This window comes from Oceanobacillus sp. CFH 90083, assembly GCF_009389585.1.
Classification (GTDB): Bacteria; Bacillota; Bacilli; order Bacillales; family Amphibacillaceae; genus Oceanobacillus.
This window is the reverse complement of the sequence record NZ_VIYG01000006.1, coordinates 45,849-70,913: the sequence shown is the minus strand read 5'-3', so window position 1 is coordinate 70,913 and position 25,065 is coordinate 45,849. Positions and strand designations below refer to the sequence as shown.

At 37.9% G+C, this 25,065-nt stretch carries 27 protein-coding genes and 1 pseudogene; 13 read left to right on the top strand and 15 right to left on the bottom strand.

Features of this window, described 5'->3' with window-relative positions:
- Nucleotides 1-234: 234 nt before the first annotated feature.
- Nucleotides 235-1,692: a protein adenylyltransferase SelO gene (locus FLK20_RS10860; protein WP_152656585.1), complete on the bottom strand. Its 1,458-nt coding sequence runs from the start codon at nucleotides 1,690-1,692 to the stop codon at nucleotides 235-237.
- Nucleotides 1,693-2,085: 393 nt separating this feature from the next.
- Between FLK20_RS10860 and FLK20_RS10855 the strand changes: the two genes are divergently transcribed.
- The gene (locus tag FLK20_RS10855) at nucleotides 2,086-2,244 is read left to right on the top strand and encodes a hypothetical protein (RefSeq protein ID WP_370453186.1); all 159 of its coding nucleotides are present in this window, start codon (nucleotides 2,086-2,088) and stop codon (nucleotides 2,242-2,244) included.
- A 190-nt stretch (nucleotides 2,245-2,434) separates the two neighbouring features.
- On the opposite strand, the gene FLK20_RS10850 is transcribed toward FLK20_RS10855, so the two are convergent.
- The 7 genes from FLK20_RS10850 to FLK20_RS10820 all read right to left on the bottom strand — a co-directional run bounded on the left by FLK20_RS10850 (nucleotide 2,435) and on the right by FLK20_RS10820 (nucleotide 8,157).
- Nucleotides 2,435-3,616, bottom strand: a complete 1,182-nt coding sequence (locus tag FLK20_RS10850; protein WP_152656584.1) for a GTP-binding protein — start codon at nucleotides 3,614-3,616, stop codon at nucleotides 2,435-2,437.
- Nucleotides 3,613-4,167 carry a dCTP deaminase gene (gene dcd / locus FLK20_RS10845; protein ID WP_152656583.1) on the bottom strand — a complete coding sequence of 185 codons (555 nt, stop codon included), beginning with the start codon at nucleotides 4,165-4,167 and terminating at the stop codon, nucleotides 3,613-3,615. Before dcd ends, FLK20_RS10850 begins: the two co-directional genes overlap by 4 nt.
- A 22-nt stretch (nucleotides 4,168-4,189) precedes the next feature.
- Nucleotides 4,190-5,380 (bottom strand): GTP-binding protein, encoded by a 1,191-nt coding sequence (locus FLK20_RS10840; RefSeq protein ID WP_152656582.1) that lies wholly within the window; start codon nucleotides 5,378-5,380, stop codon nucleotides 4,190-4,192.
- Between the two features lie 18 nt (nucleotides 5,381-5,398).
- Nucleotides 5,399-5,872, bottom strand: coding sequence for a hypothetical protein (locus tag FLK20_RS10835; RefSeq protein WP_152656581.1), 474 nt, complete (start codon nucleotides 5,870-5,872; stop codon nucleotides 5,399-5,401).
- Nucleotides 5,873-5,996: 124 nt separating this feature from the next.
- Nucleotides 5,997-6,962, bottom strand: a complete 966-nt coding sequence (locus tag FLK20_RS10830) for a CobW family GTP-binding protein (RefSeq protein WP_152656580.1) — start codon at nucleotides 6,960-6,962, stop codon at nucleotides 5,997-5,999.
- A gap of 160 nt (nucleotides 6,963-7,122) precedes the next feature.
- The gene (rpsN, locus tag FLK20_RS10825; RefSeq protein ID WP_077603963.1) at nucleotides 7,123-7,392 is read right to left on the bottom strand and encodes a 30S ribosomal protein S14; all 270 of its coding nucleotides are present in this window, start codon (nucleotides 7,390-7,392) and stop codon (nucleotides 7,123-7,125) included.
- Nucleotides 7,393-7,830: 438 nt separating this feature from the next.
- Entirely contained in the window at nucleotides 7,831-8,157 is a 327-nt protein-coding gene (locus FLK20_RS10820; protein WP_152656579.1) for a magnetosome magnetite crystal formation protein family, read from the bottom strand.
- A gap of 289 nt (nucleotides 8,158-8,446) precedes the next feature.
- On the opposite strand from FLK20_RS10820, the gene FLK20_RS10815 reads away from it, so the two are divergent.
- Nucleotides 8,447-10,486, top strand: coding sequence for a HelD family protein (locus FLK20_RS10815; protein ID WP_152656578.1), 2,040 nt, complete (start codon nucleotides 8,447-8,449; stop codon nucleotides 10,484-10,486).
- 330 nt (nucleotides 10,487-10,816) lie between these two features.
- Here the strand turns inward: FLK20_RS10815 and FLK20_RS10810 are convergent, their stop codons facing one another.
- Both FLK20_RS10810 and FLK20_RS10805 read right to left on the bottom strand, forming a co-directional pair.
- Entirely contained in the window at nucleotides 10,817-12,304 is a 1,488-nt protein-coding gene (locus tag FLK20_RS10810; RefSeq protein WP_152656577.1) for a sodium:solute symporter family protein, read from the bottom strand.
- A complete protein-coding gene (locus FLK20_RS10805) occupies nucleotides 12,301-12,549 on the bottom strand; it encodes a hypothetical protein (protein ID WP_152656576.1) in 249 nt (82 codons plus the stop codon). The genes FLK20_RS10810 and FLK20_RS10805 overlap by 4 nt, the downstream gene beginning before the upstream one ends.
- Nucleotides 12,550-12,833: 284 nt before the next feature.
- Between FLK20_RS10805 and FLK20_RS10800 the strand changes: the two genes are divergently transcribed.
- From FLK20_RS10800 to FLK20_RS21930, 6 genes are all read left to right on the top strand, one after another.
- Nucleotides 12,834-13,754 carry a sensor histidine kinase gene (locus FLK20_RS10800; RefSeq protein ID WP_152656575.1) on the top strand — a complete coding sequence of 307 codons (921 nt, stop codon included), beginning with the start codon at nucleotides 12,834-12,836 and terminating at the stop codon, nucleotides 13,752-13,754.
- Nucleotides 13,744-14,439, top strand: a complete 696-nt coding sequence (locus tag FLK20_RS10795) for a response regulator transcription factor (protein ID WP_227994995.1) — start codon at nucleotides 13,744-13,746, stop codon at nucleotides 14,437-14,439. The genes FLK20_RS10800 and FLK20_RS10795 overlap by 11 nt, the downstream gene beginning before the upstream one ends.
- An 84-nt stretch (nucleotides 14,440-14,523) precedes the next feature.
- Nucleotides 14,524-15,450 (top strand): ABC transporter ATP-binding protein, encoded by a 927-nt coding sequence (locus tag FLK20_RS10790; protein ID WP_152656574.1) that lies wholly within the window; start codon nucleotides 14,524-14,526, stop codon nucleotides 15,448-15,450.
- On the top strand, nucleotides 15,443-16,207 hold the full coding sequence (locus tag FLK20_RS10785) for an ABC transporter permease (RefSeq protein ID WP_194165602.1): 765 nt from the start codon (nucleotides 15,443-15,445) through the stop codon (nucleotides 16,205-16,207). The genes FLK20_RS10790 and FLK20_RS10785 overlap by 8 nt, the downstream gene beginning before the upstream one ends.
- A 396-nt stretch (nucleotides 16,208-16,603) precedes the next feature.
- Complete coding sequence (locus tag FLK20_RS10780; RefSeq protein ID WP_152656572.1) at nucleotides 16,604-17,209, top strand: TetR/AcrR family transcriptional regulator; 606 nt, start codon at nucleotides 16,604-16,606, stop codon at nucleotides 17,207-17,209.
- Nucleotides 17,209-17,811 (top strand): hypothetical protein, encoded by a 603-nt coding sequence (locus tag FLK20_RS21930; protein ID WP_227994993.1) that lies wholly within the window; start codon nucleotides 17,209-17,211, stop codon nucleotides 17,809-17,811. The genes FLK20_RS10780 and FLK20_RS21930 overlap by 1 nt, the downstream gene beginning before the upstream one ends.
- A gap of 291 nt (nucleotides 17,812-18,102) precedes the next feature.
- Here the strand turns inward: FLK20_RS21930 and FLK20_RS10770 are convergent, their stop codons facing one another.
- Nucleotides 18,103-18,459, bottom strand: a complete 357-nt coding sequence (locus FLK20_RS10770) for an ArsR/SmtB family transcription factor (RefSeq protein WP_152656571.1) — start codon at nucleotides 18,457-18,459, stop codon at nucleotides 18,103-18,105.
- A 246-nt stretch (nucleotides 18,460-18,705) separates the two neighbouring features.
- Between FLK20_RS10770 and FLK20_RS10765 the strand changes: the two genes are divergently transcribed.
- Nucleotides 18,706-19,704: an NADP-dependent oxidoreductase gene (locus tag FLK20_RS10765; RefSeq protein WP_152656790.1), complete on the top strand. Its 999-nt coding sequence runs from the start codon at nucleotides 18,706-18,708 to the stop codon at nucleotides 19,702-19,704.
- Between the two features lie 105 nt (nucleotides 19,705-19,809).
- Here FLK20_RS10765 and FLK20_RS10760 read toward each other — a convergent pair whose 3' ends face one another.
- Nucleotides 19,810-20,052, bottom strand: a complete 243-nt coding sequence (locus FLK20_RS10760; RefSeq protein WP_152656570.1) for a hypothetical protein — start codon at nucleotides 20,050-20,052, stop codon at nucleotides 19,810-19,812.
- A 600-nt stretch (nucleotides 20,053-20,652) separates the two neighbouring features.
- Complete coding sequence (locus tag FLK20_RS22270) at nucleotides 20,653-20,730, bottom strand: hypothetical protein (protein WP_227995016.1); 78 nt, start codon at nucleotides 20,728-20,730, stop codon at nucleotides 20,653-20,655.
- A 221-nt stretch (nucleotides 20,731-20,951) separates the two neighbouring features.
- Here FLK20_RS22270 and FLK20_RS10750 point away from each other — a divergent pair, with 221 nt between their 5' ends.
- Together FLK20_RS10750 and FLK20_RS10745 are read left to right on the top strand one after the other, a co-directional pair.
- Complete coding sequence (locus tag FLK20_RS10750) at nucleotides 20,952-21,503, top strand: PadR family transcriptional regulator (protein ID WP_152656569.1); 552 nt, start codon at nucleotides 20,952-20,954, stop codon at nucleotides 21,501-21,503.
- Between the two features lie 23 nt (nucleotides 21,504-21,526).
- Nucleotides 21,527-22,012, top strand: coding sequence for a DUF4188 domain-containing protein (locus tag FLK20_RS10745; RefSeq protein WP_152656568.1), 486 nt, complete (start codon nucleotides 21,527-21,529; stop codon nucleotides 22,010-22,012).
- 88 nt (nucleotides 22,013-22,100) lie between these two features.
- On the opposite strand, the pseudogene FLK20_RS10740 reads toward FLK20_RS10745, so the two are convergent.
- Nucleotides 22,101-22,269: pseudogene (locus FLK20_RS10740) on the bottom strand (twin-arginine translocase TatA/TatE family subunit).
- 256 nt (nucleotides 22,270-22,525) lie between these two features.
- On the opposite strand from FLK20_RS10740, the gene FLK20_RS21625 reads away from it, so the two are divergent.
- Both FLK20_RS21625 and FLK20_RS10735 read left to right on the top strand, forming a co-directional pair.
- Entirely contained in the window at nucleotides 22,526-22,702 is a 177-nt protein-coding gene (locus FLK20_RS21625; RefSeq protein WP_194165601.1) for a hypothetical protein, read from the top strand.
- 263 nt (nucleotides 22,703-22,965) lie between these two features.
- Nucleotides 22,966-23,292, top strand: a complete 327-nt coding sequence (locus FLK20_RS10735; protein WP_152656567.1) for a four-helix bundle copper-binding protein — start codon at nucleotides 22,966-22,968, stop codon at nucleotides 23,290-23,292.
- 47 nt (nucleotides 23,293-23,339) lie between these two features.
- Here FLK20_RS10735 and FLK20_RS10730 read toward each other — a convergent pair whose 3' ends face one another.
- The gene (locus FLK20_RS10730; RefSeq protein WP_194165611.1) at nucleotides 23,340-24,881 is read right to left on the bottom strand and encodes a glutathione ABC transporter substrate-binding protein; all 1,542 of its coding nucleotides are present in this window, start codon (nucleotides 24,879-24,881) and stop codon (nucleotides 23,340-23,342) included.
- Nucleotides 24,882-25,065: the final 184 nt, after the last annotated feature.

Here is a 25,065-nt window from a genome sequence, read left to right as displayed (position 1 = left end):
AATAGAATTTTCTTACTATTCCCGGGGATTCTGCTATATTTATATGTGAATTATAGTATGATAATTTATATAAATGGATTGCTATAATTAATTATGGGTCTTCTTAGTTGTTGTTTTTTATAAAAATTTAAATTGTACAATAAAGGTAATAAAAAACAAAATAAGCCCATGAACTCAAAATGACAATGGAAGCTTTCATGGGCTTTCCCTGTTCTGATTTTTCACAACAAATGATCATGTCCCACAAAACGTTTGATAATCCTGCTCCGGCGGCTTGACAGCATATTTTTCCTGCTCTTTTGTATAAGCATACGGATTTTCCAAAGCAGCTAATAAAGCGTGGAAAGGCTCATAATTCTCTTGGGAAACAGCTGCTGTTAAAGCTTCTTCCACCAAATAATTTCGGGGAATGATGGATGGATTATGCTGCTTCATTAATTGATAAGCATCCTCCATGGAAACGGACTGATTTTTGAGCTTATCCTGCCATACCTCATACCACTCTTTAAAAGCAGTTGATTGGAAAAGGACGGAATTAGAATCCAGCTGCCGCAGGGTTAAGGAACGAAAGGTATTGGTAAAATCTACATGATATTTCTCCAGCAAATCCAGCAAATTTTGAATCAGCGTTTTATCATCATCACCTTTATCAATTATACCAAGCTTCTGCCTCATTCCATCTAACCAGTATCCTTCTACTGACTGCACATAGGTTTCTACAGCTTCCTTCGCCTTTGGAATAGCCTGTTCTTCATCATCATGCATTAAAATTAACAGTGATTCTGCAAAACGCGCCATATTCCAAGCACCGATTCCCGGCTGATTGCCATAAGAATATCGTCCCTGCTGATCAATTGAACTAAAGACCGTTTTCCGGTCATACTGATCCATAAAAGCACATGGCCCATAATCAATGGTCTGCCCGCTGATCGCTACATTATCGGTATTCATCACCCCATGGATAAAGCCTTTCAGCTGCCAGTCTGCAATTAATGCAGCCTGCCTGTCAGCCACCTTATACAAAAATGCTAAATAACGGTCTTCATCCTCTGCTATTTCAGGATAATGCCGCTTGATACTATAATCTGCCAAAGCTTGTAAGTCTTCTTTATTTCCCCATTGTCTTGCATATTGAAATGTTCCGACACGAATATGGCTTTCTGCGACCCTTGTCAGTACAGCACCAGGCAGCGGTGTTTCACGAAATACCATTTCGCCGGTTGTAGCTACAGCTAAGCTGCGGCTTGTCGGAATCCCCAACCCATGCATTGCCTCGCTGATTAAATATTCTCGCAGCATTGGTCCAAGTACGGCACGTCCATCTCCACCGCGTGAATAGGGGGTCCTTCCTGAACCTTTCAAATGAATATCATAACGCTCACCTTCAGGATTTACTTGTTCGCCAAGTAATACAGCACGACCATCACCGAGCATCGTAAAAGAACCAAATTGATGCCCTGCATAGGCTTGAGCGATTGGAGCACTTCCTTCTGGCAGCTTAGTACCCGTGAAGGTTTCCGCTCCATCTTTAAAAACAGAATCAGCCAGTCCCAGTTCTTCAGCTAACTTTTCATTATATACGGCTAACGCAGGCTGTTCCACTTTTGCCGGCTTCACCCTCGTATAGAAAAGATCCGGCAATTGCTGATAGGTATTTTCCAAATTCCAGCCTTGATTAAGTTTATCTGTCATCAAATCGCCTCATTTTTTAAAAGTTTAAGTTTGTTTCCTTCAGCATAACATATGATTGATTTATTCTAATATAGATGAACTGCCAATTGTTTATTTCGCACTTATAAAGATAAAGTTGACAACCCATCCATGAGATGTCTCCGTTTAAAATCTGACAGTAATGTATGACATAAATTATGCCTGAATAAAATAACAGTATTATATAACTATCCCCTATACACTCTTGATTATTCTCAACAACAAAATTCAGGAACCGGCCGGCTCTCTTTACTTTTTATGAATAAAAAACATCTTGATTAATTTATTTTAATCTAAACAATACCGTATCATATTACTTACCAAAGGTTATTTCAGATCCTATGATATACTTAACCTGCAAAAGAAGACTATTTAATGGCTATGGAACGCAGTCCTGTGAAAGATAGGGAGATAAAGTATATCCTGAAAGAAGCCTTGACAGAAAAAGCAGGTGATCGGGATATATTTATGAAAGGGATTGACGCCAGTTATGATTACGAAGGTTTTTCCGAATACAAAATGGAAGATTTATAAGAGAAACAGTGCTTATTTCAGAAATAGAATAAGCTATAAGTATTGTCATTTTATTGATTTTTTCAAACAAAAGATTTCCAACAAAATTATATTACACTTCTATTCCAGTGCATGAACAGCGGTTTTAGGGGAATACATAAAACGTGCATTCCCCTCCTTATATTAAGAAACATTACCAAGAATCTCTCTTTTAAATGGCAGGAAAAGCAGGTAGTAAATCAACAAAGGACGAGACCGGATTCTCCGCTTCTTCTTCCGTCACTAAGCAATCATTCAGCGACGTTGTAATCCCTTCCTTATCCATATCACTGCCAATAAAAACAAGCTCTGTCATTCTGTCGCCTGCCTGTTCATCCCAATCCTCAAACAAAGAAGGGTCCTGGACTTTTAACGCTTCCTGTTCCGCTTCGGAATAGCTTGCCAGCCATCTTCCTGCTCCTTCCAGCGTCATCATAGAACCTGCCTGGGATAAAAACCCTGCTACATCATTTCTGGTGACTAACCAGAAAAAACCTTTTGCCCGGAGGATTTCTTTTGGCCAATTCTCCAGCCATGCCTGAAAGCGTTCCGGGTGAAATGGTTTTCTGCTCCGGTAAACAAAGGAGCTGATACCATACTCTTCGGTTTCCGGTATATGCTCTTCATTTAATTCCTTGATCCAGCCGGCTCCATGCTTTGCTTCTTCAAGGTCAAACTGGCCTGTTTGGAGCACTTCCAATGGATTGACCTGTCCATACGTTGCCGGAATAAATTTTGCTTCCGGATTCAGTTTATAGAGCAGGCTCTTTAATGATGTTATATCCTCATCAGACATCTTATCTGTCTTATTTAAAACAATCACATTGGCAAATTCAATCTGATCTACCAATAAATCAACAATCCCTCTCTCGTCATCATCAGAAACCTCCATCTGGCGGTCCATCAACAGATCCTCTGATTGGTAGCCTCTCCAAAACTGATGTCCATCTATCACAGTTACCATCGTATCAAGCTGGAAAAAGGTATTTAAGTTTATTCCTAATTCTTCATCAGCATAAACGAAACTTTGGGCGACCGGAATCGGTTCTGATACGCCGCTGGATTCAATTAACACATAATCGATATCGAGTTTAGCCAATTTTTCAAGCTCGACCATTAAATCCTCCCGCAAGGTACAGCAGATGCAACCATTTGTCATTTCCACCATATTTTCTTCTGTTCTGACAAATCCGCCTTCCTTTACCAATTTCGCATCAACGTTAATTTCACTCATATCGTTGACGATAACCGCTATCTTCAAGCCTTGCTGATTTTGAAGCAGATGATTGAGCAGGGATGTTTTCCCCGCTCCTAAAAATCCGCTCAAAACAGTTACTGGAATTTTATTGCTCATTCTTCTTTCCCCTTTCTTTCCTGATCCAAATATACACGGCTCGGCGTTGTACCTTTCTGAAATAAATATTTTCCGCTGTATCCTTCTGTTTCCTGATCCACCGCAGCGATAACCAGCTGACACACACGCATTCCCGCTTGCAGCTTTACAGGTACACGGTTCGCATTAAACAATTCCAGCGTAATTTGTCCGGAAAATCCCGGATCAATCCAGCCGGCATTTTGAATAAAAACACCGAGTCTGCCAATCGAGCTTCTTCCCTCCACAAAAGCAGTTAAATGATCAGGTAAACCGATGTTCTCCATAGTCGTTCCCAGCATAAAGGATTGCGGTGGAATAGTTATTGTTTCTTTATCCGCTATCTCTATTTCCTGATAGTTTGCCAACTTATCAATGGATAAATAAGGAGTGGATATATCATCAACGACTAAAAATTCCGCCCCTAACCGCAAATCAACAGAGGCTGGCTGAATACTTAATTCCTGAAAAGGAGTAATAGACAACTGATTGTTATATACGTGCTGTTTTATCGTTTGTCCTGATAAAATCATCTGTTTACAGCCCCTTTCCTTTTTATGATAGCTGCCAAGGAAATGGATTTCTGAATCTTGACCAGTCCTCGCTCATTTCTGACTCGCTCAACAGGCAGCGTTCTAAATCCTCCGTTATCTGTTCACGGTCCATACCCATTCCGATGAAAACAAGTTTAGTATGGCGGTCTCCAAATTCCGAATCCCACAGATCTCTAACCTCCGGATTGTGCTCTAATATTTCCTTTTGTCGGGCTTTTGGCAAGGAATTGACCCAATAGGCTAATGGCTCTACCTCTACAGAAGGGCCTGCCTGCGATAATAATAAAGCTAAATCATTATGTGTCGCACACCAGATTACTCCCTTCATACGGACGATTTCTCTTGGTAAATCCTGATACCAGCTCACCAGTCTTTCCGTATGGAATGGCAATCTGGACCGGTATACAAATGAACTAATCCCGTATTCTTCTGTTTCCGGCGTGTGATTTTCAATCCCTGCATTTAATTCCTGCAACCACCCTGCCGATTCACTGACCTTTTCAAAATCAAATAGATTGGTATGAACGATTTCCTTTAAATCAACATCACAATGCTGGGTGCGGATGATTTTTGCTTCCGGCTGTAATGTACGAATAACTTTCTCCAGCTTTACTAAATCTTCTTCTTTGACTAAATCCGTTTTATTGAGAATAAGTACATTACAGAATTCAATCTGATCAATTAATAAATCGGCAATGTTCCGTTCATCGATATCGCTGACAGCCTGTTTCCGATCAAGCAGTGAGTCCCCTGAACCAAAATCATGCCAAAAGCGGTTCGCATCGACAACAGTAACCATTGTATCCAAACGGCAGTATTGTGTTAAATCAATTCCCACCGTATCATCAATATAAGAGAAGGTTTGAGCAACCGGAATCGGTTCACTAATGCCAGAGGACTCAATCAGGATATGATCGAACTCCCCCTGTCTTACGAGCTTCTCAACCTCCACTAATAAATCCTCCCGCAATGTACAGCAAATACAGCCGTTGGACATTTCGACCAGCTTCTCTTCCGTACGTGAAAAACCGCCCTGCGTTTGAACCAGTTCACTATCAATATTGACCTCACTCATGTCATTGACGATGACCGCCACCTTTAACCCTTCCCGGTTATGTAAGACATGGTTTAATAAAGTTGTTTTTCCGGCTCCTAGATAGCCGCTTAATACCGTAACAGGAATTTTTTTCATTTATTTGTCCTCCTCTTTTTAAAATAAGAAATACAATCCTCCAGCAAGAATTACTGTACTTACAACACTTGTCAGCATCTGCTTGCCGCCAATGGACAAGGAAGTTTCCCAGCCAAGCTCCCTGCCAATTGCAAATAAGGTGACCAGACAGGCGAAAAGTGTAGATGCTAAGTAAACAAGAATAAAAACCTGACTGAGTGACATGTCCATCAATAAACTGCCCTGCCCCTCATTTAAAACAAGCAGGCCATCTTTTCTGATAAAAGAAAAGATCAGTCCCGGAGCTGCCTCTTCCGGCAGAGAAAATAAATATAATACCGGCATGGCAAGCCAGCTGAAAAGAGACAAAACATTGATCGCCTGGAGTATAGATGCTATAAGACAGATAGCTAAAAATATCGGCATTGCCTGAAGTAAAAATTGTTTAATTGAACCAGAAACCTTCCAGGCAAAGGCATGCCAATTTATTTTCTGAATATAAGTAGGATGCATTCATTTGCTTCAATATAGACGCAACACCAATACCTGAAGGGCCGGCCCCTACAATTATGACATCATATATTTTTTTCATCATCGCCCTCATAAAACGTAACTATTACGGTTATGACATCAAAAATTAAGCAAGGCAATATTGAAAGCCTTTTTCCAATTCTTTCTGGTCAAGATGCTTTCCAATAAAGACAACCTCGCTTTGTCTTTTTTCATTCTTTTTCCATACCTCGCCCTCTGTTCCAGCAAACAGCATATGTACCCCTTGAAATACAACTTTTTTATCAAACTGTTTAATGAAAAGTACACCCTTGTAACGGTATAAACTTTCTCCTTTTATACGGACCAGATAGGCAAACCATTTATTCACTTTGTCTAAATCAAGCGGACGATCTTCCTGGAATACAAAGGATGTCACTTGATGATTGTGATGATGGTGATGTGTTTCTTTTAACAGATTAGGATCAATGTTTAAAGCATGATCTAAATCAAAGGATTTTTTCCCTATTAAATCTTTGGTTTTGACATTTCCATAAGTAGTATAATACTGCTTGGCATTTGGGTTCATATGCAAAAGCTGCTGTTTGAGCTCCCTTTTTTCATCTTCTGAAATCAGGTCTGTTTTGTTTACAAGCAAAACATCAGCAAAAGCAATCTGCTGGGCCGGCTCTTCTTCCTGCAGATGCTGTCCGATATGCTTGGCGTCTACCATTGTAATCACACTGTCAATTTCAAAGGAATCTGCAGTCTGCTCATCCATTAAAAAGGTTTGAATAACTGGGGCAGGATTAGCCATGCCTGTTGTTTCAATGACAACACGGTCCAGCTTTTCTTCCTGTTCCATTAAATTATCTAATAAGTTTATCAAGTCGCCCCGTACATTACAGCAAATACAGCCACTGTTTATTTCAATAATTTCTTCTTTTGTTGATACTACCAAATGACTGTCAATCGAGGTGTCTCCAAATTCATTAATAATGACGGCAACCTTCTGGTCAGACAGGTCATGTAACAATTTATTCAGCAGTGTTGTTTTACCAGCGCCCAGAAAACCGGTTAAGATAGTTACTGGAATAGGTGTCTTTTGTGACAATACTTTTCCTCCTTATCGAATCACATCATATGCACATGAAAGAAAATGTATTTTATCGCCAGCCATTGACGAATGTTCATTTTCCTTCATGTCCTCTAGGATCTGGTACCGGAAAAATAACACGGTGACAAATGATACCGTACTATTTTCACTAAGCCTGTTACCAGCTTGCTTTTTTCACGCCTGGTACTTGTCCTTTATGTGCATATTCTCTAAAAGCAATACGGGACATGCCGAATTTCCGCATATAGCCGCGCGGTCTGCCTGTTACCTCACAACGGCTTTTTAAACGTGTCGGTGAAGAGTCCCGGGGCAGCTTACGAAGTGCTTCATAATCCCCTTTTTCTTTTAGTTCTCTTCTTATTTCAGCATATTGTTCAACCATTTTCTGGCGTTTTTTCTCTTTTGCAATTTTAGACTTTTTAGCCATTCTAAACTTACTCCTTTCGATATTAGCTATTTATTTTCTATTTCTTAACAATCATAATCGTAATGATTACGAATAAAATTTATTATAAACCATTTAACTTCTTGTGTAAACAGTAATTATTACGATTTATATTTTTTATACACTTATATAAGAAACCTTGGTTGTCATGAAGCCTATAGATGACAATTTTAGTTGAAACAGGGGACTGGATTACTCGGTCTAATAAACCGTTGCGCTGAGGCTGTAAGAAAGTTTATATTTTTGGAACTGCAATAAAAAGCGATTTACTATTCATCCCCATGTTTATTCACCTTCAGGGTCTCTTGAAACAAGCGTTTTCTCAGCTGTTTTGTGATAAAAACAAAAAGGAATCGATATAGGATGAGATACTCCATATAGATTCCTTTAATGCTCGTATATGATGCTTAATTGAAAAAATCATGCAGACAGTACTTGAATTCCTTTAATTATATTCCAGATAAAATAATAAATGTCAATGATAACACAAACAGCTACCGCAATAACCGTTGCGAGAAGCAATCCTCCACTTACATCACCCGTCCAAATTTGTCCGATACCAATTGAAAAGATAATGATTCCTGCTATAATCGTTCCGATAATTGGAATAAGATGTGTCCACAAGGCTTTTTTCGCATGTGTTTTTGCTTCTTCATCTCCAAAAATCCATACTAAAATCGGAAATAAAAATGGCGCAAAAAATATACTAAAATAACATAATGATGATAATAATTTATTCCCTTCCATCCTGCATACTCCTTCAATATTCTTTCTGAACAAGAACCATATTTTACTCTGTATCAGATGTATTGTCCATGATAAAAGCTATTTATTTTTTTCAAACCGGGCTGGCTGGGACAAAAACAGAAAAAACTCCAGGATGTCTATCATATTCTCCGGAATTTTTTACATTTTATGTAATTTTATTTTTAGCACTACTGTATTTAGTAGTATACATCAAGGAAATATATAAGTCTATATTTTCTTGAAATTTATTGCTAAAATAACGAGACATTCAGTTAAGGAGGGATTCACAATGAAATTTGAGAAAGAAAAAGAGCGTTTATCTGAAACAGTAACTGCTATCAATAAACAATACGAACGACTGGCTTCTATACCTGAATATCTCGGTGATGATTTTACCGAAAAAGTATTGGAAGACAATCGAAGGCGACTAAGAGAATCTTTAACCATTGCTGAAAAAGAGCCTTACTTCGCCCGGCTTGATTTTAAAGATGAAGATAATGAGGAAGTGACAGCCACTTATATTGGTAAAGCCGGTGTTTTTGATGAGAATACCGGGGATGTCCTGATCACCGACTGGCGTGCACCGATTGCCAGCTTATTCTACGGCTTCAGCGGAAGTGAAGATGATGTCTATTATTTGTCTCCAGACGGTATCGTGGAGGGTGAAATCTACTTAAAAAGAAATATTGTCACCTATGAGCAGGAGCTGCAAAGGGTGGTAGACCGTTATATCCGCGGAGAGCAGGAGGCTGCTGGTGGAGATGAATTTCTATTATATAAACTGAAAGACCAAAAAGATAATAGACTTCGTGATATTGTTGCTACCATCCAGGGGGAACAGAATGAAATCATCCGCTACCCCTTAAATAAGGCAGTAATTATCCAAGGAGTTGCCGGGAGCGGGAAAACAACGGTGGCTCTTCACCGGTTGGCCTATTTATTATACGAATACCGGGAACAATTAACAGCACAGCGGATGATTATCTTTGCACCCAATACCATCTTTCTTGATTATATTTCACAGGTGCTGCCCGAATTGGGCGTCGGAGATATTGTCCAGACCACCTTTCCAAAATGGGTCATGACTTCCATTATCGATGACCCAGCATGCAAGCTGGAATCTCTCAGTGAAAGAAGAAAAGCATTTTTTGAATCAGATACAGCCGAGCAGGATAACTGGAAAGGCTCGTTGGCATTCCAACAGCAAATCAGAGAACAATTATCACAGCTGGAAAAAGAATGGCTGCCCAAGGAAGACTTTATTCCTTGGGAAAACAGGCAGGGTGTGTCGCTGGAAAAAATGAAAAACTGGCTGGATGCAGATTTTAAAGGCAACTCTGTGATCAAGAAATACGAACGACTGAAAGCAAAGTTAACACGCTGGGTAGAAATTGAAGCGAAGATGTATGAAGAGAAAAAAGAGCAGGAGCAAGCTCGTAAAGATGGCAAAAAGGAATTACGCAGATATTTACGGAAATGGAAAAAAAGGAAACCTTACGAGCTTTACGCCCAAATCTTAAAAAGAATGGGGAAGCCTCAGCTTTTGCCGCCCAAGAATAAAATAACATTGAATGACCTGGCTCCCCTGCTTGATATTCATGATTATTGGTACGGGGTAGAAAGAGACGAACGATTTGATCATGTCGTGATTGATGAAGCACAAGATTTTTCCCCATATCAGGTATCTGTATTAAACGCACGTACCAAAACAGCATCCTTTACGATATTAGGAGATTTAGCACAAGGCATTCACAGCAACGAAGGAATTGATAAGTGGGAAAACTTTATCGATCTTTTTGGTATATCCCGTGCAAAATTCTTTCAAATGACGAAAAGCTATCGCTCCACCTATGAGATTATTGCCTTTTCCAACACGATTCTCCGTCATCTTGCCAATCGTCCCGCCTATGCAGAGCCGATATTCCGAAGCGGTGAGGAGGTGCATATTCAACAAGTAGAAGCAGAAGATAAATCAGGTAAAATCATAAGCTGGATTCACGAGATGAAAAAACAGGATATGAACACTATTGCAGTTATTTTAAGATCCGAGGCCGATTGTAACAAGGTTTATCCAGAACTAAAAGAAAAGATTCCAGAGCTGACAATGATTACAACGGAGGATAAATCATATGAAGGCGGAATCTCCTTATTGCCTGTGTATGTATCAAAGGGGTTGGAGTTTGATGCTGTTTTAATGGTCGATGTCGATGAAGAACATTATCCAAGTACAGAGCAAGCAACGAAATTATTATATGTCGGCTGTACAAGGGCACTGCATCATTTATCGATTATTTACGGCGGGCAAGCATCACCGCTACTCGTCAATTAGATAGACAGAGATAATGCATTATTGGAAAAATGAAGATTTAGCAGTCAGGAATTTAATTTTCTAGCCGATTCTCTATTAAAAAAAGAAAGCCGTTTTTTTGTTAAGAAAAGAAAGCCAGCTAAGTAGTTCAGCTAATATTAAACACTTTGCTATTGTAAAATAAGAATTGGGTCGGGGAGAAAAGACAAGTTTTGCTTTACTCCCCTTCTATCAAAAATCACATAGTGTCCCTATTCTGGAAACGAGACAATCTGTATATCGAACTTTATCATCTTTTTAAAGTAATTCTCCATACAACCTGTTTCCTGCTTCATTCAACAAAATAACCCTTTAGGATATTCCTTTTCTTAACCATTCAACCTCCGTTTTTGAATCTTTCATCACATAACTCAGCACGATACACAGAACGAAATTAACAGCCAGTCCCCATAGCCCGCTTGCGACGCCTAAAGGCTGTAAACCAGAAAATACCATGATGGAAGCAATAATGGTCCCGGCCAGCATACCAATGAATACAGCATGACGATGAAGCCTTTTCCAGTAGAGACCCAGAATAAACGCAGGAGCAATCTGAATCAGCAGTTCAAATTTCAGGATGAAAATCCGATACAAGGTTGCCGGTGGATACCAGGCAATCAGCATTAAAATCACAACAAATACTACTCCGGTTATTTTCCCGACAAGAATTTGTTTTTGTTCATTTGCATGTTTATTTATGTGGGTGGCATAAATGTCTTTGGAAATAATTGATGATAATGTCAGCAAAACAGAATCAGCAGTAGATATAATTGCAGCAACAATTCCCCCAAATAAAATCACCATTGCCCAATAAAAAAATGAATTCTGCATAGCGATATGATTTGCCATCATTCCGACAAGCTGCTCTGACTCTCCTTCACTCAGTCCGGGAAATGCTTGAATCCCAATAATTCCGATGATAAATACAAAACCAGAAGTAACAAAAGGCATCCACGCCATCCACGACAAAGATTTTTTCAAAGACTTTTCACTTTTAGCGGCAAATATTCTCTGAATTGCATGTGGGTAAATCGCCGCTCCAATCATGACAAGAAAGAGCATACTAAACCAACTGACCAGCCCCGTGCTATCTGGGACACCAAGCTTCTCTGGTGAGACAGTTGCCGTATATTCCACTGCACTCGGTAAACCGCCAAAATAAACCATTGATCCGATCAACAGGATAACTACACCAACAAGCAAAGCAATTCCCTGCATGGTATCTGTATAGGCTACAGAACGCATTCCGCCCAGCCATCCATAGATAACCATCACGGAAACAAAAAACAGCACAGCAGCCTGATAAGGAATCGTGCCCCCCGTTAACCCGCTGACACCGTGGCCAATCGCAATAATTTGCTCTAGCATAAAATTACACAATCCATATAACATTAGTATAGAAGCAAGTAATGTCACGCCCTTAGACTGAAATCGTTTCTGAATATAATCTGATGGAGTAATAAATTGATACCTCTTACTCAATACATACAATCTCGGGGCAAATATTAAATATCCTATGACAATTAAAATGAAAAAGGTAATGGATTGCATCCAGAAAAAACCCATACGGTAAGCAGTTGGTGCATAGCCTACAATCGTATTTCCACTGTATTGAGTGGCAAAGAAAGTAAAGAATAATACAAATACACTAAGGTTGCCGCCTCCCAGATAAAATTCCTTATTTGATTGATGCAGTCCTTTATTTTTCCAATATGTAATAAACCCGATCAATAGCATTAAAAAACCATAGAACAGCATAATAATAATACCGGAAGCGCCTGAAAAAGCGAGATCATTCATTGTTCCTCTTCCTCCTCCCATAACTCTTCTTCATCGGTCATATGCCAGTGATGCTTTAAAATATAAGTTAATACGATAGATATGGCTAAGGAAACCCCAAGAATAATCCATGCCCAATAAGGGACTCCCAAAATAAAAGGTTCATAGGATCCAGTTGGTAAATACCATGGAACACTTAGAACAAACAATACAATTAAAACAACCCAAATTCTCCAATTTTTTATTGGCTCCTTTTTCTGTTTCACGATTCTCCTCCTCTTTATTACAATCTAATATGAATTACCTGAATTTTACCAAAACATAAATTATAGACATAGTTAATGAACACTTTATATAAAACAAGTATCCCTGTCAATTAAAATTTTGGTATTATTAAAATAAACAGAATTATCAGGAATGAATACAAAATAAACATAGATGCTAGAACAGTCATAACAGCACTATTCCAACTATTTAGGCATAGGAATTTCTCACTATAATTACCTATGCCCGCAGATCAGCATATTTTGAAAGGAAAGGAAGTGAAGAAATGCTTATCGCTCTGACAATCGTATCCCTGGCATTCCTGGTCCAAACTATTTACCTGATATACTATAAGAATCAAATAAAAGATATTAGCGATCAATTGGCTTTTATTTCAAAGCATGATTCCTTCAAATTTATTCAAACACAAATCAAGCCAAAAGAAATTTATCAATTAACCGATATCTGCAATACACTTCTTCGCAATCAAAGGAAGCAAAACCAGGAATTTATCAAGAAAAGCGAAGAAATTAATGAGACAATTGTCAGTCTGTCTCATGACATCCGCACCCCGCTGACATCACTTGTCGGTTATCTGCAGCTGGCCGAACGCTCTGATAATAAGAAAGAAATAACGCACTATGTCACAATGGCACAAACGAGAATAAAACAAATTATCACACTTGTGGATGAATTATTTCTATATACTAAGCTGGAAAATCCGGATTATCATTTAGAACTTGAGCAGACCGATATCATCAACGCATTAAACAAGCGTCTTTTCTTTTTTATTGATGACTTTACGCAAATCGGTATGGAGCCTGACTTGACTCTGCCAGAATCCCCTGTTTATATCATGGGAAATGAAAATGCATTGGAAAGAATTTATGAAAATGTTATTAAAAATTATTTTCTGCATGGAGAAGGTACTTTCACGGTTCGTTATGAAGAAAATCAGCAGGAAAGCCGGCTGGACTTTAGCAATCTGCTGAAAGAAAGTGAGCTGGTCAACTTTAACAAAATATTTACCCGTTTTTATAAAGAAGACGCTTCACGCAGCAAACCTACTTCCGGTCTGGGACTGTCTATTGTTAAATCACTCGTGGAAAAAATGAATGGTCGTGTCCATGCTGAATTAGAAGAAAATCGTTTTTGCATCAGTGTTATATTCACAAAAATGCCAAGGGAGGAAGCACATGGATATTGAAATGAAACAGCCTCATATTCTAATTATTGAAGACGACGTACATATTAACAATATTATATCCGACGTTCTACAGAAAGAAAATTTCCTATGCACGCAAAGCTTTTCCGGCAGTGAAGGAAAAATGAACGTGCATCAGCAGGTCTATGATTTAATTATATTGGATTTGATGCTCCCCGGTTTATCAGGGGAAGAATTTATGTGTGAACTAAGAACAAATTTGAACTGTGATACCCCTGTCATTGTATTATCTGCCAAAGAAAAGCTGGATCATAAATTAAACTTATTTGATTTGGGGGCCGACGATTATGTCACCAAACCATTCGAAGTAGAAGAATTGCTTGCAAGAATCTATGTACATATAAAAAGAAATTCTCAAAGTAATTCTCCCGGGACACATAAGTATAAAAACCTAGTTTTAGACAGTGAAACGATGTGTGTTACCATTCACCATTCAGAATTAAACCTGACAAGACAGGAATACAAAATCATTGAACTTTTAGTAAAAAACCCGGCACGTGTATTTACAAGACAGGACCTGTACGAGCTGGCGTGGGATGATATATACATGGGAGAGGATAAAACCATTTCCGTTCATATCAGCAACATCCGCAATAAAATAAAGCAATTTGATGAAGAGAAATACATTGATACTGTCTGGGGAATCGGCTTCCGGTTAAGTAAATAGCATGTTTCTTTGAACTTTCTTAACCTTTTCTTGGCGTTATATTAGCTTATCTTTAGTACATTCATTACAAAGGGGGCAGCCGATATGTCAAGTGAAATTATTGAAGTGAAACAGCTCACGAAACAATTCAAATTAAAAAAGGCAGTCAATAACGTCGATTTTAAAATTAGAAAAGGCGATATTTTCGGATTGATCGGTCCAAATGGCTCAGGTAAATCTACTTTGCTAAAGATGATTGGAGGACTTATATATCCTACGTCTGGCGAAATTCATTTATTCGATAATGCTGTAGAAAGAAATCATGCCTATTTTGAACGGATGGGTTTATTAATCGAGGACACAGGGATATTCCCCCATTATTCTGCCTATAAAAACCTTGATTTGACGGCAATTTCCTATGGATTAAAAAATCGTAAGAAACATATTCATGACCTATTAGATCTCGTTGGATTGGATAAATCAAATAAAACGAAAGTTAAAAACTATTCCATGGGGATGAAGCAAAGGCTCAGGATTGCCATTGCATTAATGGGCAGTCCGGATGTTCTGATCCTTGATGAACCTATCAATGGGCTCGATCCACAGGGTATTTCTGAAATCAGGAAGTTAATTTGGGATTTAAATAAAACCGGGATTACCATTATTATTTCCAGTCATATTCTGGAAGAGCTATCAAAAGTAGCTACCAAATACGCCATTCTTTATCACGGCAAGGTTATTGAAAATATCACAAAGGAAGAACTGCTGCTTCAATGTGAAGACCGGATTGAAATAGAGGTAGATGAAGCGGAAATGGCTGTTCTTATCCTGGAAAACCACTTAGGTATTTATAATTACAAAGTAATGGATGATCGGATCATACACATTTATGATACAGCTTCAGGAAGTCAGCAAATTACGAAAAAGCTGGCAGAAAATAATATCTATGTTCATTCCATTTCCAAGCATAAGCAGACGTTGGAGCAATACTTTTTAGAACGGACTGGAAATGGCGGTGAAACCCATGATTAACCTTCTTAAAATGGATTTAAACCGTTTTTTCACAAATAAAATCATGTATGTGCTATTGCTGGTCTTTATAGCCTGTCAAGTATTTGGCATATTTATGTTAAAGCAATATGAACAACCTGACGGGCAAGGAGAAGTGTTAATCAGCAATATGAATGAAAGTGAATTTATCCAAATGATGCTATCCCAGACACCATCCTGGATATTGATGTATATTGCGGTATTCACTGTTTATTTCTACATGAGTGAATATAACGCCGGCTTTTATAAAAATTATATATCTATCAAAAATGCACGGAGAAATTCTGTTATTTCCAAAATTCTCATGCTTGGTATATTCACATTATTGATGTTTTTTATTATGATCATTGCAGATTTAATTGGAAGATCGCTATTCTTCCAAAATGCTGCCTTTGGCGGTTTCGGTTACTTTGCCAGGCTGGTGGCAGGGCAGATTTTGCTCCATTGGGCTTTTTCTGTTGTCGTATTATGTGCAGCCATGCTTATTAAAAATGCGATTCCAAGCATCGTAACGGGAATCATCCTGGGGCTGAATGTGATTGGCATAGCTGCGGGTGCGCTGGAGTCTCTTATCAGCGATACAAACCTGACTTCTTACTTGCTGGTAAATACGATTGTCAGTATCAAGGATTTTAACCATACGGCTGATGTTATTCATGTAGCCGGTGTGGCCATCATTTTCCTGGTATTATTTTCTATCCTGGCTGTTAAATATAAAATGAAAGAGGATTTGAAATAGCGGTTTCGCGTGGGAAGGCTATATACCATGACCATCGCATGAAATGGTATTTTTATAATTATACTTTCATTTCCAATCCTTGGATATCTATTGTTTTGTTTAGGATTGCCTGGATTCCGGCAGTTAAAGATTTAACACCGGCAACGTTTAAGGTTGGTTAAGTGCAAAGACAATGTTAAAAAGGCGATTATCACGAACCATATCTTAAATGAAAAGGCAAAGCCCACCTTATCATAATTGAGATAATGTCATAGAAAAATCGTTCCATAACAACTTGTTCTTTTTGAATTTGAATTAGTTTATTATCCATAAACTTGACAATTATATGATCAGAAACTAAAATGACTTTAAAGTCAAATTTGACCTTTAAGTCATTTTAGTTTACGGAGGAAAAAAATGTCTAATAGAATGAAAGAAAAATTCAACCAAAGAAATGAATTAATCTTACAAAATGCAGAAAAGCTGATAAAAGCCAAGGGTTATCAAAATATTAAGATGATTGATATTGCAGAAGTATTAGATATTGCCAAGGGTACGCTATATTTGCACTATAAATCCAAGGAAAATTTAGTATTTTCAATTGTAAAACCTAAAATACTACAGTTTCTTAAATCCGTAGAGACTATATCTTATAGCGATAGAACAGCAAAAGATAAAATAATTCATTTTATCGAAGAAGGATATAAAAGTGATTTTTTTGAATTTGTTTTAGCTAGTTTTCCTGATATGGGGGCAGTATTCAGTGAAGATCATAATAAAGAATTATCCTCGATTCAGCACAAGATTATAGAATGCTTCAGACAAGTGATAGAAGAAGGAATAGAAAGTCCATGCTTCGATACTCCCCTCCCTTCTAGCTTCCTGTCACTTCAGCTCATGCAATTATTTGATCCACTAATCTACAATTCCCTGGTTTATGAAGGGAATATGAGCCATGAAGAGTTTGTTCACTATTCTACAAGTTATTTTCTTAATGCTATTAAACAGGAAGGAGATAAATAATGATGTGTTACGCACACATAAAAGCAAAGAATGTTGAAGAAGTTATTTCGGAAGAACAGTTCTATACGTTAAAAGAATCTTTAATTCAATCATATCTATTTATAGATGAACCTAACAAACAAGAGATTAAAGAGATTTTACTCCATGTTTTTAACACTAGGGAAGAAAATCTTATTGAACGCTCATCTTCTTTTCTAAAATACCAATCTAAAAAAGGAACCCTGGCTTCAACAATTAAAACAGCAGGGCTATGGATTGAAAAATCGAATATAAAAGATGTACCCTCCTTGCTTGAACTGACTCATCCAAATATTGAGATCAACGGACCTAAAGGATCAATCATTGGAAGCCATCATTTAGCCGACTGGTTAGAACGGGCAAATCTAAAATTAGTTACAATAAACCGCTTTGCTAAAGGAAATAATATTATTCTTGAACAGCATGGGACATGGTATGAAATGAACGGTGAAATAAAGAGCCAGGCTACTGTCTATACTTATATGAAAATAACAGAGGGGAAAGTTGCTTTGATGGCACGTTTTGATAATAAGGAAGCAGCTTTTCATATGAGTGGGCTAAGTGAAGACAATTTAATTGAATAATAATACAACTACTCCTGTCTCTGTATAGAAAAATCAGCATGGAGACCGAATGATGGATGTATTTGTAGAGTGAAATTAGATAGCGACTTTCCATTCAAAAAGGAGAAAAACACTATCTATTATTTCCATACTACTAGCCAAGATATATTTTAATACACATCCGTCTTTCGGGCTCACACTAACAATCTTATTTTCCATTTTACAACTTCTTCAACCAGTTCAGCCACATCTTACAGCAATAAGCTATTGCCTGATTATCTTCTCTATTTTTTAGTTAATCGATTTAAATAATTAAAATCCTTTGCATGATTCTTCTTTGTTTTCTGCCATGACTGACATAACATTATCCAGCAAATTCCTTAATTTTTTCATTTCCGATGCTGCATTGGAAAGATAATAATAATTCTTTGTCCCTTCCCGGCGGATATCAACAATTCCAATTTGTTTCAGAATTTTTAAATGATGTGATACAGCCGGCCTCGACAGTTCAGTCAAATCAGTTAAATCAATTACACGCAGCCCTTTACAGGCATGGTCATTCAATAAAGCGATAATAATGATTTGCCGTTTTTCATCTCCTAAAGCGATAAGAAAATCTTTTACTTCTTCAAATTCATATTTTAATTTTTCCATCTTATTCTTCTTCATATAAATCCTCGATTCATCTAATTGGTATAATCGTTCAAATTATTAAACCATTAATTTTTAAACAAGTCAATGCTGCTGACTTGTTTAAACGGCGTAATTAAAAGGATGCTTTTAAAGCTCTCTTTTATATTTTTCAGTTGACATTTTCTAAAAATCCGTCTATTATTCATTATTAGTTTAATGGTTTAAATATTTAAACTCTTAAACATTCTTTCTAAAAAGGAGTTCTTTAAAATGAAAAAACAAATGAAAGCAATGCTTATTCATAAATATGGACAAAAAAATTTACAATTGGAAAATGTACCTATCCCTGAAATATCCAGTAATGATGTACTGGTAGAAATTCACACTGCCAGCATTAACCCTGTTGATTTCAAAATTAGAGACGGGAAATTAAGACCGCTTATTAATTATAAGATGCCATTGATTCTAGGAAATGATTTTTCTGGAACAGTTATTAAAACTGGAAAAAATGTAACGGAATTTAAAACTGGAGATCCTGTCTATGGACGTCCGAGAAAATCAAGAATGGGAACATTTGCTGAATATATTTCCGTTCATGAGGACGATATTGCAATAAAACCGGCAAATTTAACATTTGAAGAAGCAGCGGCTGTACCTTTAGTCGGGCTAACCACCTATCAGGCCTTTCATGACATATTAGACCTTCAACCCAAAGACAAAATTTTGATTCATGCAGGATCTGGCGGTATTGGAACCTTTGCAATTCAGCTTGCAAAGGAAATGGGGGCCTATGTCGCAACAACAGCAAGTAATGCCGGAAAAGATTTAGTAGAAAGTCTGGGCGCTGATAAAGTAATCAACTACCGGGAAGAAAGATTCGAGGAAAAATTAACAGCTTATGATTATGTATATGACACTTTGGGCGGTGCCCCTTTACGCAATTCTTTTAAAATTCTTAAACCCGGTGGAAAAATTGTATCGATTTCTGATGTTCCAAATGCCCGTTTTGGAAAAGAAAATAATTTTCCTTTTTGGAAAACAATTGCTTTTAGATTAATTTCCAGGAACTTAACAAAGCTTGAAAAACAATACCAGGTCCAATATAACTTTTTATTTATGAAACCGAGCGGAGAACAATTAAATAAGATCAAAGAACTTATCGAAGCTGAGAAAATCAAACCATTGATTGATCAGGTTATTCCTTTTGAAGACACACAAAAAGCAATGGAATATTCAGAGACAGGGAGAGCAAAAGGAAAAATCATCATTAAAATAAAGTAGACCCTTTCTTTTTATGCGGAGAAGACAGGGAAATCGAAAAACTATTATAGAATAGAAAAGGCCTGGATAGGCGACTTTTCTATTCTATAACATAGTTAAACTAGATTATAAAGTAAATATATTACGACAATGGTTAATAAAAAAAAACGCAATAAAATGCAGACCAAACGATTTCTTTTTCACTAAACCAACTACTCTTGTCAAAAAAGCGAAAGCCACAATGGATAATAGTATTGGCGAAAAATATCCTTCCATAAAATCAGGGTAAAAATGCAGGGATGAAAAACCAATTATTGCTAATAATATAACCGCATAATCAAAAACATTTCTTTTTTTAGTATCTTCCAATTTAATAAACACCTCTCCTCCAAAAATAAAGCTAACAAGGAAACGTTCACAATATCTAGTATACATGAATCAACATAAAAAAAGGGGAGGAATTTAGCATGATAAACTTCAAGTCTTTCAGCTATTTGGACTTCCTGGTCTTTTGCACAGTCACCGTCTCTCTTGCCCGCACGGGATATCAGCTCTGTTCAGAGGTGTGCCTTGCCTTCATGCCCTCCTTACGCTGCTTCACAGTCAACGCACTACCTGTCAACTAATGCTTACCGGCTGTTCGGCGTATTCAGAACTTCCATCCTATAGTTGTATGTGCTGCCACTCCCACATTTAACGCAAAATATGGTAATTATATTTTCACTTTTATTTCGCTTCCTATCAATCATTTTTTAACATCATCCTGCATCTCCCACAACATATTCTTTATATAAATCACAATAATAGGCATCATTATTTATAAGTTCCTTATGGGGACCTTTTGCACGTATCCCCCCCTTTATTTAAAAAAATAATATAATCTGCTTGTTTAATCGTAGACGCTTTATGGACAATAACCAATGTCGTCCGTTCATTTTTAAAGTGTAATAATACTTCCTGAATTTGTTTTTACGACTGATAATCTAATTCGGAAGTTGCTTCGTCAAAAAGAAATATGGGAGCATTACGTAATATTGCCCTGGCAATGGAGATTTTTTGCCGCTGTCCTACAGATAAATCTGATCCCCTCCTCCTACTTCTGTAGCTAATCCATTGGGTAAATGATTCATCAGGTCATCAAACTTCAAATCCTTTAATAGTGTTTGAACCTCTGATTCTGTCATACTAAGATCACCCTTTACTTTCAAAACAAATTCATGTATTATATATCTAAAAGATACATATCATAAAGATATAAGGTGAGATATATGCAAAAATACAACGATACCACATATGCAATACTCGGTATTTTGACGACAGAATGCCGCTCAGGCTATGAGATAAAGCAATTTATTGATAATAGCCTCAATCATTTTTGGAAAATCAGCTATGGACAGGTTTACCCGACATTAAAAAAGCTGGAGCAGGAAGAGTTAGCAACCATACAGGCCGCTTCCCGAGAAGGTAAGCCTGATCGCAAGGAATATTTTTTAACAGAAAAAGGGAAAGCAGTTTTAAAGGATTGGTTGGAGCAGCCATTAAAGCAGTTACCAGTTGAAAGGAATGAAGTATTGCTGAAGCTGTTTTTCGGCAGGCATCAAACAACGGAACAAACCCTCCATCTGTTAGAGGATTATAAGCAAAAGCTGGAGAAACTCTATCAAACGTATGAAGGAATTGAAGAAGGAATTGAAGAAGGAATTGCCAGCCATAACCATAATCAGAGCGATGCGAAATATTGGCTGTTCACCCTGGATTATGGAAAAAAAGTGACAGAAGCTGCGATTGCATGGTGTGATGCAACGATAAAAGAAATCTAATATTTTTTGAGGAGGAATCATCCATGGGTAAAAAGATATACAAAGGCAGATACACCACCGTAAATGACCAGGACGTTGTTGTTTTTATTATCGGAATGCGCATTAATAAAAGACTGGCAGTTCGACAATGGGGTCCTGTCTTTACTGCGATGCCGCGTATGATTAAAGAGCTGTATGAAAATCAGGAGGAATTAGGATTTCTTTCCATGGAGAGTTATTTTGGGCTGCGTACCACGATTATGGTTCAATATTGGCGCTCGACAGAAGATTTACTTGCCTATGCCAAAGGGAAAAAGCATCTGACTGCATGGCAGAATTTTAATAAAAAGGTCGGGGATAACAATGCGGTTGGCTTCTATCATGAAACCTATCAAATTAAGGCGGGAAGCTACGAATCTGTCTATCGAAATATGCCATTGTTTGGAATGGGAAATGCGAAAAAGCACATCCCTATCACCGCACAGCACAATTCTGCCCGTAAACGGCTGGAGGGCGTGAAAGCAAACTGAACCAGGTTGCGTTCGTTCCCGCTTTCCTCCCACCAAAAATAAGCGCCTGAATATAAATGTTTCAGGCACTTATTTTTACGATTAATTTTTATCTTTTTGCTCTGGTTTCCCCCGTCTTATCTTCCATTATATCGTTCGCTGTGCTCTTAAATTCCCTTAATGCTTCTCCTATCTCCGGTAGTTTTTTTTGACCCAAAAATGATTAATGCCAGAATAATGATAAGAATTAAGCCGGGAATTCCTATGTTTGCTATTATTTAAAGATGATACAGCAGGCCGGACTTTTGGAGTCTGAGCGTCATGGGCAATGAACTTATTATCGCCGAAGCGAAGAAAAGATTGAGGAAATAACCCCTTTCATAAAAAAGATCTGTAGGTCTTTTTTTATCCTTTGAATTTCGTTATTTCTCGAATTATACAAATTCAGTTTCGCATAAGTTCAAATGTCTTCTTTTTTCACTCTTCACTTCGATGTTTCTCGAAATATAATAGTTAATTACGGAGGGATGATGCTTGAAGATTTTATTTTATGCGGCAGCACTATTAGCAGGTGTCACATTAAGTGTGGAAGGCGCAATATATGCTGCGGAAAGCAGTCTTTATAACTTTGCTGTCGGAACGATCATTCTTGGCATTGCTCTGTTTTTGAAAAAAGGCACCTTATCTTACACAGCGAAAGCACTAAAATGACAGTTAGCTGCTGTTTGGTTTGGAGTAGGTTATTTATTTTTAACGATTCTTGCCGTACACAAAAATTGATGTTATCGATGCGAATCTTTCCGCTATTATCGGACAGCTGTCACATAGGTACACTAGCCATAAAGCCGGTATGATTGAAAATAAGTCCGAAAACATCTCTATCCTCAAAAGAAGAAGAAAATCCGTTTAACCCGGCAATAAATGGGAATGTTAAACAATGTACGGTGAAAATAAGGTACGGAGGTGTTTTGGAAATGTCACATAAACAACATCAACAGCTGATTGATGCACTGCAGAATTGCATCGTTACATGCAATCATTGCTATGATGCATGTCTCAAAGAAGAAGATATACAGATGATGGCAGAATGTATCCGCCTGGATCGGGAATGTGCTGAAATCTGTTCCTATTTTGCACAAGCACTTTGCAGAGATACTCCTTTCGCCACAGAACTGGCTTCTGTATGTGCTAACATTTGTGAAGCATGTGGAAATGAATGCAAAAAACATAGTCATGAGCATTGTCAGAAGTGTGCTGACGCATGCTTCCAATGTGCAGAAGCATGTAAAAAGATTGCTTAAGTCAGTAAAAAGAAGCAGCTCTATATCTGAACTGCTTCTTTTTTATACTATTCTGCTTCAATAGTAACATCTCTAAAAAACGGGAAGCTGCTTGGAAATTGGTAGTACCCATTCACTTCATCACGCAAACCGGATAAAAGGACAGAATGATAAATCGGTACAATTGGTGCCTCATCTACAATAATTTGCTGTGCATCCGAATATAAGGATAAACGTTCCGCTTCATCCCCTTCTTGTCTTGCCTGCTCCAGCAGCTCGTCAACCTCTTCATTTGCATAGAAGGAACGGTTCCCTGGTGCGCCGGCATTGTCAGAATGAAACATTGGATATAATCCATAATCAGCATCCAGCGTAACGGTTCCCCAGCTTCCTAAAAACATGTCAACACTGCCATTTGCAGTATCCTCTAAATAAGTAGCAGTTTCTGTCATTTGAATATTTACATCAATCCCAATTTCGTTCAGCTGGGATTGTATTACCTGTGCAATATCACCTGTATTTGTATCATAAGCCATTAAGGTTACTTCTAAGCCATCTGCATAGCCCGCATCCGCCAATAAAGCTTCTGCTTCCTCCACATCTCTGTCAATTGGAGTTATATTTTCATCATATCCAAATACAGTCGGGGCAAGAGGTCCTTTTGCCGGTAAAGCAACCCCATTCAGAACACCATTAATAATTTCATCCTTATCTACTGTCATCGCAATAGCCCGACGCACTCTTTCATCATTAAATGGCTCGCGTTCCACATTAAAGCCAAGATAGGTCATGCTGGCACTGTCAGACTGCATCACATTTGTGCCTTCATTATTATCGACTTCTTCAACATTATTGGCATTCACAGGATAAATAAAATCAGAATCCCCTGTTTGCAGTTCAGCAATTCGAGTTAAGTCCTCGGGTATAAAATGAAAAGCGATAGAGTCTGTTCCAGCCTGCTGCCCCCAATACTCTTCGTTCTTCACTACTGTAATTTCACCGCTGACGGCACGTTCCTCAAACTTAAAGTAACCTGTGCCTACCGGATTTTCATTCACAGTAGTAAAAGGCTCTTCCCCATTTGCAACAGCTTCATTATCTGCTTCAATTGCTTCCAGGCTGATCATATGGCCGCCAGGATGTGCCAAATGAGCAGGTAATGCCGAAAACGGATATGCTGTTTCAATTTGAACCGTATACGCGTCAATCACTTCCACATTTTCAATCATATCAAATAGAAAACCAAGGGGAGAGCCTATTTCCGGATCACGCACACGATCTAAATTTGCTTTCACCACTTCTGCATTAAAAGGCGATCCATCGTGGAAAGTAACATCCTCACGCAGCTTCGCCTCCCAGACCGTATCCTCGATCTGCTCCAGACTTTCAGCCAGTGCAGGCTGAATTTCCAAATCTGTATTCTGTTCTACCAATGTATCATATAGCGTATTCATCACATATAAAGAATTTCCATCATTTGCTGCATGCGGATCAAGTGATACAGGTTCCGATGCCAAACCTGCTCTTAGCTGTGTTTCCTCAGCAGCCTCCTCGGAAGGTGCTTCTGTTTCATCTTCTGGTCCACTGTCATCTGCACATGCTGCCATCATAAATAACAGAGAAAACAGAAAAGTTAATCCAATTATCTTCTTCAAATTTACTCCCCCTCATTTTCTATCTAAGGTTACATTCCTTCTGAAAAGGATACAATCCTTTCAGCTGAGAATAAGTATATACTATTTTCAATAGAGTGAGAAGAAGCAAACCTACTGCTTCGTACTGTGTTAATCTGTA